This is a genomic window from Acidiferrobacter sp. (genome assembly GCF_054609335.1).
Genome location: NZ_JBTRWP010000066.1, coordinates 1 through 12,836, shown reverse-complemented (window position 1 = coordinate 12,836; position 12,836 = coordinate 1). Strand labels below are relative to the sequence as shown.

General features: G+C 62.1%; 13 protein-coding genes and 1 pseudogene. 4 read left to right on the top strand and 10 right to left on the bottom strand.

Translation table 11 applies throughout. The features are described 5' to 3' along the window. Together ACYCTF_RS12930 and ACYCTF_RS12925 are read left to right on the top strand one after the other, a co-directional pair. The coding region (locus ACYCTF_RS12930; protein WP_461284997.1) for an IS630 family transposase at nucleotides 1-606 on the top strand (606 nt) is incomplete at its 5' end. A gap of 308 nt (nucleotides 607-914) precedes the next feature. Further along, complete coding sequence (locus ACYCTF_RS12925) at nucleotides 915-1,310, top strand: hypothetical protein (RefSeq protein WP_461284215.1); 396 nt, start codon at nucleotides 915-917, stop codon at nucleotides 1,308-1,310. Between the two features lie 31 nt (nucleotides 1,311-1,341). Here the strand turns inward: ACYCTF_RS12925 and ACYCTF_RS12920 are convergent, their stop codons facing one another. From ACYCTF_RS12920 to ACYCTF_RS12890, 7 genes are read right to left on the bottom strand one after another with little or no spacing between them, the layout of a single operon-like run. Further along, complete coding sequence (locus ACYCTF_RS12920) at nucleotides 1,342-3,024, bottom strand: carbamoyltransferase family protein (protein WP_461284216.1); 1,683 nt, start codon at nucleotides 3,022-3,024, stop codon at nucleotides 1,342-1,344. Further along, nucleotides 3,018-4,094, bottom strand: a complete 1,077-nt coding sequence (locus tag ACYCTF_RS12915; RefSeq protein ID WP_461284217.1) for a glycosyltransferase family 9 protein — start codon at nucleotides 4,092-4,094, stop codon at nucleotides 3,018-3,020. Before ACYCTF_RS12915 ends, ACYCTF_RS12920 begins: the two co-directional genes overlap by 7 nt. Then, nucleotides 4,091-4,702, bottom strand: coding sequence for a D-glycero-alpha-D-manno-heptose-1,7-bisphosphate 7-phosphatase (locus ACYCTF_RS12910; RefSeq protein ID WP_461284218.1), 612 nt, complete (start codon nucleotides 4,700-4,702; stop codon nucleotides 4,091-4,093). Before ACYCTF_RS12910 ends, ACYCTF_RS12915 begins: the two co-directional genes overlap by 4 nt. After that, complete coding sequence (locus ACYCTF_RS12905) at nucleotides 4,693-5,094, bottom strand: hypothetical protein (RefSeq protein ID WP_461284219.1); 402 nt, start codon at nucleotides 5,092-5,094, stop codon at nucleotides 4,693-4,695. Before ACYCTF_RS12905 ends, ACYCTF_RS12910 begins: the two co-directional genes overlap by 10 nt. Before the next feature lie 12 nt (nucleotides 5,095-5,106). Further along, on the bottom strand, nucleotides 5,107-6,417 hold the full coding sequence (locus ACYCTF_RS12900; protein WP_461284996.1) for a glycosyltransferase: 1,311 nt from the start codon (nucleotides 6,415-6,417) through the stop codon (nucleotides 5,107-5,109). Next, nucleotides 6,389-7,426 (bottom strand): glycosyltransferase, encoded by a 1,038-nt coding sequence (locus ACYCTF_RS12895; RefSeq protein WP_461284221.1) that lies wholly within the window; start codon nucleotides 7,424-7,426, stop codon nucleotides 6,389-6,391. Before ACYCTF_RS12895 ends, ACYCTF_RS12900 begins: the two co-directional genes overlap by 29 nt. Further along, nucleotides 7,420-8,442 (bottom strand): glycosyltransferase family 9 protein, encoded by a 1,023-nt coding sequence (locus ACYCTF_RS12890; protein WP_461284222.1) that lies wholly within the window; start codon nucleotides 8,440-8,442, stop codon nucleotides 7,420-7,422. The genes ACYCTF_RS12895 and ACYCTF_RS12890 overlap by 7 nt, the downstream gene beginning before the upstream one ends. A gap of 173 nt (nucleotides 8,443-8,615) precedes the next feature. Here ACYCTF_RS12890 and ACYCTF_RS12885 point away from each other — a divergent pair, with 173 nt between their 5' ends. Continuing rightward, on the top strand, nucleotides 8,616-9,002 hold the full coding sequence (locus ACYCTF_RS12885) for a YidH family protein (protein ID WP_461284223.1): 387 nt from the start codon (nucleotides 8,616-8,618) through the stop codon (nucleotides 9,000-9,002). Here the strand turns inward: ACYCTF_RS12885 and prmC are convergent. The 3 genes from prmC to ACYCTF_RS12870 form a co-directional block, all read right to left on the bottom strand. After that, complete coding sequence (prmC, locus tag ACYCTF_RS12880; protein ID WP_461284224.1) at nucleotides 8,986-9,855, bottom strand: peptide chain release factor N(5)-glutamine methyltransferase; 870 nt, start codon at nucleotides 9,853-9,855, stop codon at nucleotides 8,986-8,988. The two genes, ACYCTF_RS12885 and prmC, sit on opposite strands and share 17 nt — an antisense overlap. Nucleotides 9,856-9,991: 136 nt before the next feature. After that, a complete protein-coding gene (locus tag ACYCTF_RS12875) occupies nucleotides 9,992-11,386 on the bottom strand; it encodes a deoxyguanosinetriphosphate triphosphohydrolase (RefSeq protein ID WP_461284225.1) in 1,395 nt (464 codons plus the stop codon). Between the two features lie 74 nt (nucleotides 11,387-11,460). Further along, nucleotides 11,461-12,072, bottom strand: a complete 612-nt coding sequence (locus ACYCTF_RS12870; protein WP_461284226.1) for an undecaprenyl diphosphate synthase family protein — start codon at nucleotides 12,070-12,072, stop codon at nucleotides 11,461-11,463. Nucleotides 12,073-12,533: 461 nt separating this feature from the next. Between ACYCTF_RS12870 and ACYCTF_RS12865 the strand changes: the two are divergent. Continuing rightward, nucleotides 12,534-12,836, top strand: a pseudogene (locus tag ACYCTF_RS12865) (hypothetical protein); the annotation flags it as partial.

The following is a 12,836-nucleotide window of genomic DNA, read 5'->3' as shown; positions in this document are numbered from 1 at the left end:
CTGAATCCCCCAGAGCACGCGTTGGTGCTGTGCTGCGACGAAAAGAACCAAGTACAGGCGCTGGATCGGACCCAGCCGGGACTGCCTATCAAGAAGGGCCGCGCAGGCACCATGACCCATGACTATAAACGTCACGGTACCACCACGCTCTTTGCCGCACTCAGTATGCTGGACGGCCAGGTCATCGGCCAATGCCAGAAGCGCCACCGCCACACGAAGTGGCTCGCGTTTCTCCGCCAGATTGATCGGGAAACACCCAAAGACAAAGAGCTGCATCTCATCTGTGATAACTACGCCACGCATAAACATCCCAAGGTGCAGGCGTGGCTTGCCAAACATCCGCGCTTTCATATGCATTTCACGCCGACCTCGGCCTCGTGGCTCAACATGGTCGAGCGCTTCTTTCGCGACATCACGACCGAACGACTCCGCCGGGGCGTCTTTCGCAGCGTCTCGGAATTGACCACCGCCATCACAGAGTACATCACCGTGCATAATGAGAACCCCAAGCCGTTCATCTGGACAGCCAAGGCCGGCGATATCCTCCAGAAGGTGATCCGGGCCAATCGGCGTTTAAGTTCCAAACAGAATGAAGCGCTACACTAGGCGCATTGCAGGCCATCTGGGGCGGCAAACCGAACCGTTCCCGCAATTCCTGGTACACCAGCGTTTGCAGCTTCATGCCTTGCGACATCTTCCCGTTAGCGAAGGCGACAGCGGAAGCGTGATTCAGGGCGGTCCGGTAAGCCAACGCCGTGCACCGCACAGCGTCCGCCTGCTCTTTGGTCAACAGCAGCTTCAGTTTGCAGGTCAATGCTTGGGTGGTTGGCCATTCATTCATGTTCACAATGATAAACTCTCGTTTACCAGTTGTGGAGTATCGCCGCTGCGCGGCGGCGCTATCCCTCCCCGCCATGAATGGCGGAGATTCCCGCGCAAACGGGTTGAAGGGCTTTGCCTGGGTCGGATTCAACCTGAGCGTCGGCAACTTTGCGTACGACAGCGTATCGCGTGAGCGCCGCTCGCTCTATAACGCCCTCCGTAAGGTGCTCACGGCCTTTGCTCTGGTCGCGGGCGCAGGTCTCGGAGGATTTCTGGAGACTCATGTCCCCGCCACGATCCGGGTGTTCGGGCTGTCACTTGGCAACAGCCTGCTCTGGGTGTTCCTGGTCTCAGCCCTTGCGCGACTGAACACGGCGCTTGCCTTCATCCCGCTCTTGCGTGAGATGCGGGCGCTGACAGAGGGTCCGCGACGAGGCCTCGCGCGTCTCTTCAGTAATCGGCGCCGAAACCCGAAAGTGACCGCCTGACCTACGCGGGCCGCTCATGGACCCACACGAATCAGCGGCCCTTTTCGAGTAAGAACGGGCCTATCGCCAGGGCATCCAAGGGTCGGCAAGCGAAGGCCTCAATGGCGTCCAAGGGCGTTCGGATGCGCGCGCCATGGCGCGTGGTAAAGTCCGCGCTCAAAAGGACGGGTATGCCGGTCAAAGCTCCAAAGGCTTCGATGGCATCATGGAGGAGCGGTTGAACTGCACGATCCACGGTCTGCACACGAGCAGTACCATCGACGTGGGCGGCCGCTGGGATGCGCGGACGCTTATCGTTGCGGACACGTGCCAGGCAGGAACGGAAGCTTGCCGACCTCGTGTCTTCGAACCAATCCGCAGCGGCCTCGGACAAGACAGCGCAGGCTATGGGCTCAAAAGGGTCGCGCCCCGCGAGGTCATTCAGTGTCTCGACCATGCCTGGCGCCGTGGGGGTAGCAAGGATGAGCCGGCTAGCCAAGGCCTGCGGACCGAACTCCATCGCCCCCTGAAACCATCCCACTGTCTTGCCGCTCGCAAGGCGCGCCGCGACGGCAACAGTCATGGCGGGCGGCCGCCCGTAGGGGAGCTGCGCTCGCACGAGCGCCGCCTCAACATCTTCAGCTGAAAATCGTGGCCCCCAGCAGGTATCCCGCACGGGTTCCCGCTTGCGGGGCGCGCCCACTGTGTGGTCAATCCACAAGGCCGCACCGAGTGCGGTCCCCGCGGCCCCCGCGACCGGCGAGACCCAGAATTGTTCGAAGAGCCCCGAGTCGCGTAGGGCGCTATTGAGAACGATGTTACGAAAGACACCGCCTGCCGCCGTCAGGTGGCGCGCCCGGGTTTCCTGCTTGAGCTCAGCGGCGAGTGCTACCACCGTCTCCGCCAGGCATTCCTGCCAGGAACTCGCAATGTCTTCGTGGCGCGCCTCGATCCTCGTTCCCGGTATCCGCGCGGGACCCAGGAGGTCAGCGAGCCCCTCACCGGACACGCGATAGCCGCCACCTGCTGCGCGCGTTACGATGCGTGTAAAGGCCTCCCGGAAACGCGGCTTGCCGCGTGCCGCCAGCGCCACGACCTTGTCTTCTCCGGTGCCGGAACCGAACCCCAGATGCACGGTCAGTCGCTCGAACAAGAGGCCCAGGGAGTTCGTCGCTTCCATCTCGCCCAGGATCTTGATGGTCGTTCCCCGACCACTGGCGTAGCTCGTAGCCGACCGTTCGCCCCGGGCATTAACGCACAGGATCGCTGACTCTTCGAATGGTGAGGTGAGGAAGGCCGCCGCGATATGTGACAACTGATGGGGGACATAATGCCATCGAGGCGATCCAGCCGCCTCGGCGCCGAACGCTACTTCTCGCGCGTCGAGAGCGTGGCGCACCCACGCAAGCTCGCAGAGCGGCCATGTGGCCCACAGCGGCTCGTCACACCCCCCGGCGGCTGCGCGCGTTACACTAAGCGGCCCTTCGCGGACATCAGGGATCAAGGAAGGATCCCATGCGAAAGCGATATGGTCGACATCGGATAGTCTCGCGCCCCGCTGCTCAAGACACCACGCGACACCCTGAGCGGGCCACACACGTCCCGGCGTCCGCGTCGACCCTATCATCCCGCCGGGTTCGCAGGCCTCCTCCTCCAGCGCCGCCACGACATGCCCATCTTCGATCAAGGTTGCCGCGGGCTCATGGAAGCCGCCCGAGATTCCGAGTGTCAGCATAAGGCCCGGCGGGCGAGGCCCGAACCGTCCAGCAAGAGTTCGGTCGCGGCGTCTACGACCTGTCGCGGGCTTACATCTCGCAGACAGCGGTGGTGGCCACTGGCGCAAACACTCTTGAAGCAGTTGCGGCAAGGAACGTCGGCTGACAGCACGCGCGATGCGGCCGCCCAAGGCACATGCTGCGGATTCGTAAGCGCATAAAGCACGACCACGGGCGTGCCGACCGCTGTCGCCAGATGGGCAGGCCCAGTGTTATTGGTGACGACGACATCCGCGGACTGTTGGAGCCCGGCAAGCTCCGCAAGGGACGCGCCACAGACCACGTTAGCATCGCTGCGGGCCGTCTGGCGTATACGGAGCAAAAGCTCGCGTTCGCCATCCGTGCCGGCCAGGACGCAGGCGGCGTCGAGCTCACGTTCGAGAAGCCGCAAGACCGTCGCATAGGATTCCTCGGGATAGCGCCGGGAAGACGCTGACGCCCCCGGATGCAGGATGACCATAGGCCGACCCTCGGCCCGGTGACGCGCACCCCATGCGCGCGCCGACTCCGGCAGGGAGATCGCAAGCTTGTCGTCGCCTGCGCTTGCGCCAAGCTCAGCCACGAGCCCTAGCTGCCGCTCCACTTCGTGCCGTATCCCGTGCTCCGGCTCCTTCTCGATCACCCATGTCGTCAAGAGCGCATGGGGATTCTCGCGACAATGGGCCGCACGTCGAGGGATCTGGGCCAGATGGCAGAGGAGTGCCGCCGGCAAGGGGCTCTGATTGAATACCGTAAAGATCACGGCCGCGTCAAAGCGGCGCGCGCGCAATTGCTCGATGACCGCGTGATCCATGGCAGCATCGGCATCGACCCCCTTCATCCACGGCGCACGGTAGACTATGACATCGTCAACACCGGGCAGGAGACGCGCGACCGCCGCCCCAGCCGGCGAAACGAGCGCAGTCACGTTGCGGCCCACGGCCGCCGCCTTCAGGGCGCGTATGGCGGGCCCCGTCATGAGTAGATCACCCATACCATCGAGCCGTACCACCAAGAGCCTGCGTGCCGCTTGCCAATCGTGCCCCATCATGAGCGTGCGAACGAATGGGGACGCACAGGGCGCCCTGGCCCCGATGCGTCGATGATGAAATCTGCGGCTTCGTCTATATCGCGCGCTATGTAGTCAGGCACGCGCCGGTCTGAAAGCTGCCATTTGGTCTCGTTGCCGTTATCGACGAGCACGCTGCGGCAACCCGCGGCGTGCCCCGCCTCCACGTCATCAAGGATATCCCCGATACACCAGGATCGCGTCAGGTCGCAATGACCGTCACGGGCGGCCCTCTGAAAAAGGCCAGGGCGCGGTTTGCGACAAGTACAGGAAATGGAGTAGTTCTTCAGGCGCCCCATGGGGTCGTGGGGGCAATAATAAAAGCCGGCCAAGGGCACACCGAAGGCGCGCAAGAGATCACGCAACCTGTCTTCGACGCTTGTGAGCGCCTCTTCGGTGAAGTAGCCGCGGGCCACCCCGCCTTGATTGCTCACGACGACCAGCTTAAAGCCCCGTTCGTGGAGCCGCCGCAGGCCGGTCCGCACCCCGGAGACCAAGCGTATGCGATCCGGGTCCACATTGTAGGGGACGTCGTCTATGAGTGTGCCATCCTTGTCAAGAAAGACGGCGGCATCGCGCATCAGAACCATGAGGTCTCTCGCATAGGACGGGCCATGATCTCGGGGATGACCGTCTCCGCAGGCTGCGTCAGCACAAGTCGCACGGTATGCGCGACATTAGCGAGATCCCGCAAGGTCGTTTGGTCGATCTCTGGAAATCGGTCGAGAAGAGACGGCGTGCGCAAATCCCCGGAGAACACTGCGGTGGCCTTTATTTCGAGCGGCCGATCCTCCTCATCTTCTAGGAAGTCCCCTGCGATCACGGCAGCGCCCGCTTGGCTCAAATTCCTGCAGATGGCCGCACCGAGACCCTGTGCCCCACCTATGACAAGTGCGATGTGTCCCGCCAGAGGGCCTGGATGCTGGTCGTCTCGTTCTCTCCTTCCGTCTCTATTCTCGATGCGCGCCAGAGCGTCGTTCATGAACTCTCCTCCCTAATTAAGAAATGAACGGGGCGACTCTGACACCTCGGTCCGTAAAGGCGTGATTACAGCGCTCCGCGAGGATGCGGCGCGCCCCATGACTTCTTGATAGACCTGGCTCACCATGTTGGACACCTTCTGCCAAGTAAACGATGACGCGGCGCGGGCCGCCGCGCCCTGCCCTAAGCTCTCGCGCTCCTCGGGTTCGCGCAGGGCATGTGCCATATAGAGCGCAACCGCGGCGGCGTTGTGGGGTGGCACGAGATATCCGGTCTCCTTGTGACGCACCGTGTACTTGATACCGCCCACCGCCGAGCCTATAACCGGGGTTGCGCAGGCCATGGCCTCAAGAGGTGTGAACCCAAACGGTTCGTACCACGGCGTCGTTATGAAAAGATCGGCGGCACAGTAATAGGGGCGCAGTTGATCGGGTCGGCGTCGACCTACGAACATGACCCGATCGTCAACCCTGAGCGCCGCAGCGATACGCTTCAGACGGCCGATCTCGGGAGTCGATCGCTCATCCGGGTAATCCGTCTCTCCTCCCACGACCAAGAGCCTGGCATACAAGCCATACTGATCCCTAAGGCGCGCCATGGCCTCGATGATGGTATCGACCCCTTTGCGCGGCACCATACGACCGACATGGACGAACAAGGGGCCCGCGCCCCTCACCCCGATCTCCTGCCGCGCCACGCCCTTATCCATGGGCGAAAACTGGACAGGATCGAAGCCGCAGGGCACGATCCGCACCTTGTGAGGGGCCGCCCCATAGAAAGATCCCAAGTCCCTGGCATCCTGCGGACACCCCGCCAAAATGGCATCGGCGTCGGCCACGATTTCCGACTCGATCAGGTTCCGCTCCCTGGGAAATTCGTTACTTCCGGCCTGATGAAGCTGCCGCACAGCGCCCAAGGAATGAAAGGTCATGACAAACGGCAGTCCCCAGCGTTCCTGCAATTCGCGCGCAACCACGCCTGACATGAAAAAATTCGCGTGCAGCAGGTCATAGCGCCCACGTCCCTGCCGGAGCCACGAATCCATATAGCGAGAGAAATCTTCCCTATAGGGCAGCAGGTCCTCTTTGCGAATCGATCGCGCTGGCCCCGCAGGCACGTGTATGACGCGCACCGCCTGTGCCCACTGGACGATCTCGGGTAAAGCGATATCGTCGCGGCGTGTAAAAACGTCGACACTATAGCCAAGTCGCGCCAGCCCCAGGGCGACCTGCCCGACGTAGACGTTCTGGCCACCACATTCGCAACCGCCGAGAATAGCGAGAGGCGAAGCATGCTCACTTATAAGCGCAATTCGCTGGCTCATTCAGGCCTCCTGCCCTTACGTTCTCGTTGTGCAGCCGTCGCAGTTGCGCCGCCGCCGCCAATGCCATATCCCAGTCGCTGGCGAAACGCGCGAGAGAGAAGTGTGCGGACGCATAACGTCTCGCCCCCTCCCCCAGGGCCTTCGCCCGATCCGGCCGCGCCAAGAGTTCACGCATCCTCCGAATCATCTGTTCGACGTCGGTGTAGACGTAACCCGACACGCCGTTGCGGATGACACTCGGCATCTCGGTTGTGGCAAGCCCTATGATAGGAACCCCCACCGCCATGGCCTCGCAGACGGCAAGCCCAAGACTTGCATAACGGATCGGATTGAAGAAGAATCGATAGCGGGCCATGAAAGCGGGGAGTCGCTCGGACGGAATCTCCCCCAATCCCCCAAGCGCCCTTGAACCCATACCCACGAGATCGAGCGGGATTTGGCTGCGAACCCTTTCAAAGACATCCCAGCCAAGCCTGCGGCCGCGGCTCTCCAGGTCATTGACCACTACAAGACCGCGGGGGATCTCGCCTGTAAAGGTGATCCCGGACGGCAATGCAACACCGTGACGGATCACATACACGGGCGTGCGACCGCTATCCCACATGAGGGCATTGAAATGCGTCACATGCACCAAAAGAACAGATGAGTCGTCTACGACGTGGCGCGTGTCCGTCGGTTGCCGTCTCGGCGGATCATGCTCCAAATAGATGCATGGAAGCGCGCGCTGGCCCTCGGTCAAGAGGTCGTACTGGTCGCGCTCGTAAGGGCCCGGTGACTGGAATATCACCGCGTCCAGCGCAAGGTCACGAATCTGCTCGGCGGCGACCTCATGCAGATTGGGTGGCCACGCCCGCCCCGGGGCGCATCCGCCATACCCTTGGGGTCGCCCAGGCTTCACGGGCACGTAAAACTGGTGCGGAAGCTGACTTAGGTAATAGAGATAGCTTCCGTGCACATGCCACGTCAGGATACGCAGTGGCAGATTTGTTCTGCGGTCACCGCCTAACACGCGACCCTCCCGGCGTGCTCCCAAAGACCCGACACTGCCGCCAAAAATCGCTCCCTCGAAAGCCCTCTGCGCGCGTCGAGCATGCGGTGGCACCACCATTCCTTGGGCGCCCAGCAGCCCGGATCCGAGCCCGTGACGACCACGAGACTTGGCGTATGGAACGCCGCAGCAAGATACGAAGGGCCGGTATCGTGGGTCACGAGACAACGCGCCCCCGCGATCAAAGCTCCCAACATGCCCAGCGAAGTCGCCCCTGCGGCATTCACCACTCCTGGGCAGAACTCAGCGATTCGGGCATTCACGTCCCACTCCTGCGCGCTGCCCGTTAAGACGACGCGCGTGTGCGCCGCGAGAAGTCCGACGGCTTCTTCGAAGAACATGGGCGCAAGACGGCGTTGCGCATCCCGCGACCCTGGGTGCACGACCACATAGGGCGCATCGCGCAGACATTCAAACTCGGGCACCGCCCAAAGCTTGGCGAAGTCCGCCTGGTGGAGCGGAAGCTCGAGATTTGAGGTACCGTCGCCGTCAAGGCCGCGGATGAGCCCCAGTAGACGGTCGATCTCATGACCCGATGGGTAAGGAAAGAAAGAGCCACTGTCGCGAACGCCGGCGCGCACGGATCCGGCCAAACGGATGGCCGGCCACTCCGACGCAACCGCGGCGGTGAGTCGTCCATCACCGTGTAGCGGTATCAACCAATCAAAGTCGCCGGGAAGAGCTTTCCGAAAGTTTCCGTAATCCGCGCGACCGACATGGGTCTCCGGCCATTGCGGATGCCCGGGAAACAGGAGAAAATCATCTACATAATGCCGGTGACGCGTCATGAGTTCGCGCCCCCACGGCAGACCGATGACCGGGATACGGGCGTCTGGGGAGGTGGCGCGCAACGCCCGTAGGACAGGTATGGCGCATAACATGTCGCCAAGATTCAATGCCCGGAAGACGTCTATGCGTCCTTTACAGCCACGCAAGGGAGACGGATCGTTGTGCGTTCTTTGTGGTGTGTCCGTCACGTGCCCCTCCCCGCAGCCGTTTGTGAATCGCGCTCGAATAATTCAACATATGTCAGTACGATTGCGTAACGGCTCGACTTTATATGGGAAGTTCGCGCCCTGAATCAGCCGAACGGCGGACCGCTTAAGGTCGCTCGCCACGTATTCACGAGCCGGAAAGGAGAACAGAGACCATGATCGAACGCTATGGCGACCACGCCGCAAACGAGCGGACCTACCTGGCCTGGGTGCGAACCGGAGTGGCGGTCATGGCGTTTGGGTTCCTTGTCGAAAAATTCGACATCTTTCTCATTTACATCGGCAAGGCCCTTCACAAAAAAACGGGTGCGCACCACGGCCTACAGATGGCCGAACTCCTGGGGATCGGGCTTGTCGCCCTGGGGATTCTGATGATGGTGTCGGCGTCGATTCGCTTTGTGCGCAACCGGCGCGCCATCATGGATGAGACCGTCGCAAGGGGCGTGGGGAATCCAGCCCCTTACGTGGCCATGGTGGGAGCGCTGGTGCTGATGGGACTTACGTTACTCATCTACCTGATGCAGGTCAGTGGCCATCCGTGATGGCGGGACCCCGTCGGGCCGCAGCCACCCTGGGCTCCCCTTGGGGGTCGGGCACGAGCTCGATCCGGTCGTAGTAGCCCGATCGTTGTAACAGAAGGTCGAGGGAGGTGGCCTGGCCCACACCCAGTTCCAGGAGCAGCCAGCCACCCGTCAAGAGGAAGGAGGCCGCGTCGTGGACCAGTCTCTGATAAATCGAAAGACCATAGGGCCCACCGTCGAACGCCTGCCTCGGTTCGTGGCTCAGGAGGTCTTGCCGGTCCCGGTTCAGTCTGTGGCTTGAAATATACGGCGGATTGCACACAATCAGATCGCAGGCGCTCGCCCCCATGGCAGCGAGCGGCTTGAAGAGGTCGCCGGACGCTACGTGTACCCTGCCTCCTAAGTCCAGGCGTTTGGCGTTGCGCATGGCAAGCTGGGCACAGTCCTCCATGAGGTCGCTCGCCCAGACCTCCGCGCCAGGGATTGCGTGCGCTATCCCGCAGGCGAGATTGCCCGAGCCGCAACACATGTCGATGACGCGAGCGCCCATGCCGCGAGCACCGCGCACCTCGCGCAGTCTCGCCACCGCCTCCCAACCTAGGAGCTCAGTCTCGTTACGGGGAATCAAGACACCCGGGTTGACCTCGATCTCAACCCCCATGAAACGCTGACGTCCGAGGACATAACCGAGCGGAACACCACTTGCGCGGGTGCGCGCCATGGAGACGGCCCTCTCCCACATGTCTGCGAACTCCAAGTCTCGCGTTTCGGCCAATATGCGCTCACTCTCCGTCACTGGATCATCAACGCCGCCCGACATCAGAATATTTTGGATTGCCGTCATCAGGGCGCCCTCGCCCTCTGTTATGTCCATACCCGCTCTCCTTAGGCAGTACGATCGTGTCCAAAGGCCACATGACCGCACGATCTTCCGTATCCGAGACTGTGCCCATTTGTCGGGGTCGGTTCAGTCCGCCATTAGACGGATGAGGCGGGACGACTGAAGAATCTCAGCCGCCAGGTAAGGAAATACCGGTCACTTTCTTGTAGAGGGATACCGCGTAAGTGTCTGTCATTCCAGACACAAAGTCGGTCAAGCGCAAGAGACGCTGGTAGGGATCGGGATGCACTCCGCCGTTTGGTCCCAGAAACTGCGGGGGGATCAATTTAAGGCGCATCCGGTCACGGGCGTTCAGCTGATCCCGCGCCTGCGCCTCGATCGCGCCTCCGAAGACCGCGAGCAACCCGGCCAAGACCTCAAAGCCCGCCGCTTCGATTTCGACTACGGGCGGTGCCATGTAAATCCGTTGTTCGCCGAGCGCCCGCAAGGCCTGCATGCCCATAGCGGCCGACACCTCGGAGAGCAGTGCAACGTCGTGGCCCCCGGCGCGCAGCTCACCTTCGATGGCCAAGAAACGGTGGGCCGCTTGCTCGACCAAGGCATTGATACTGCGCGCCCGTAGATACTCGATGCGCCCCTTGTCATCGCGCATCGCACCGAGGCGGTGCGCAAGGCTCGCATCGTCGATGATGCCGGCCAACACCCCTTCCACATCCTCGTAGCGCAATATCCCGAGTCGATAGGCGTCCTCCACGTCGACTACGTGGTAACAGATATCGTCGGCAGCCTCGACCAGATACGCCAAGGGGTGACGCACCCAGATCCCCTGAGCGCGGCGGCCAAGACCAAGCCCGTGCGCGATCTCCGCGAAATACCCCTCCTCCGCCTCCATGAAACCGTGCTTGCGCAGGCTGATGGCTTTCTCCATGGTGCCGTGACGGGCGGCGCGCGGATATTTCGTGAACGCGCCGAGGGTCGCCAGGGTCAGTTGCAGGCCGCCCCGGTTATCGGGGCTTTGCAGGCGCGTCAGGATCCGAAAACCCTGTGCATTACCCTCAAACTGCAGAAAATCCGCACGCTGCGCCTCGGATAACGGCGCCAGCAGGTCATGCCCGGAGATGTGAGTCGCGAAAAAGAGCCGAATGGCATCCTCGCCGGAATGGCCAAACGGCGGGTTGCCGATGTCATGGGCCAGACAGGCGGCGGCGACGATGGCGCCGATGTCGGAAGGCGATACCCCGAGGTCGTCGATCTCGCGATAACGTTCGCGCAGGCCCGCCCCCACGAGCGTGCCCAAGGAGCGTCCGACGCTTGAGGCCTCGAGGCTATGCGTAAGTCGCGTGCGGACATAGTCGCTCTCGGCCAGAGGAAACACCTGAGTCTTGTCCTGGAGGCGGCGAAACGCCGAGGAAAAGACGATGCGGTCAAAGTCTCTCTGAAATTCGCTGCGCCCCATAGCCGGCGTTGTCTGCGGCGCCGAGGCACCCAGGCGGGCCGACGCAAGCAAACTCCCCCAGGTCATCGCTTCCTTCGTTGCGCGCACCTCGCCGCTTTCCCGATCCACGTCCGCCCCCCTCCGAATACGGTGATCTTGCGATCCTATCACGGTGCCTGCCCCGATAGGGGTGCGGGACGCTCCTAGCCCCCCAGGGTGCGATCCTGCGCACGGAACCAGCGCAGGGCGGCCTCGAACTGCGCCATCTGAAAGTCAGGCCAGTACTCGTCGACGACAAAGAAATCCGCATACACCGACTGGATTGGGAGGAAACCGCTCAAACGGCGGCCTCCCCCCCACCGTACAACGAGATCGATGCGCGAGACATCGCTTGAGCGCAGCTTCCCGTGACGCAGCCCGTCTATATCCCAGTCCCACCCATAATTAACAAGGAGATTCACTTTCATCCCGGTCCCGCGACGCTCTCTATAGGTACGCAGATCTGTCGGGAACACCCGTGAATTCTCGTCACCCAGTACCAGCAATGCCGCGCCCCGTCTGGTCAGTTCCTGGGCAAACTGGACGCACGCCTCGGCGAAGGCCGCCTTCTGCGCCGCAGGCCTTTTGGTGTTGTCGCGCGTGAATCCGTAAATCGAGATCTCGGGTATGCCCATGTCCCGACAATGCTCGAAGAGGCGGATGCCAGGCTCCACCCCAAAGGCATAGCCCTGCTCGCGAGGAAAGCCCTTGTCCTGCGCCCAACGCCTATTGCCATCCGGAATAAAGCCTACGTGTTTCGGAAGCGCCGCCTTCATGGGAACCCTCTTTACTGATCAGTGGCCAGTCTACCCGCGCCGATTTCGCATCGGCAGTATCGAAAGGGGACAAGCGCAGCGGGCGAACTCATCCATAGGGGCCACCTGCCACGAACGTTCATGAACGCGGCGGCGCGTTCGACTCTCGCGCTCTGATCAGAATCGCTCCGCCCATCGCCCAAAACCCACCGCGCAAGCCCCGCTGCGCCAGGCGCGCCCTCGCGCGGGCTATGGCGCGCACCTCAATCGGCGCCCCTCGAAAGACCGTCTGTCCCCCCGGTTCGACCGCACGATTCCATACATCCCGGATCTTTGTGCCTTTGTCAGGAACGGCTATCTGGACACTTGCCGGGTAGCCCAACATCCGCTGCATCGCCAGGGATTGCGAATTCACTTTTTGTATCTACCTGCCTCGATATGGATGCAACTCGCAGGATGATGCCTTGACGGAGAAAATCACAATGGTTGGTCAAACCAAGCCTTCCCTGAATACGACCCTTTCACTGAAGAAACTCTTACTTCCCATGGCTATCGCCGCCTCCCTGTCCGCTTGTGTAAGCGGCGGCGGGAGCGCTAGCAGCTCGCCTACCCCCAGCACCCAATCGTCGAACAACACCACGGCGACCAGCACCACCACGCCCATCACCGGCAGCACTATCCCCCTGGGGCTTGCCCTGAATACCCCGGGCGCCGGCACGGGCCAGACGTACTACGTTGCGACCACGGGGTCCGACAGCAATAACGGCTTGAGTCCGCAGACGCCG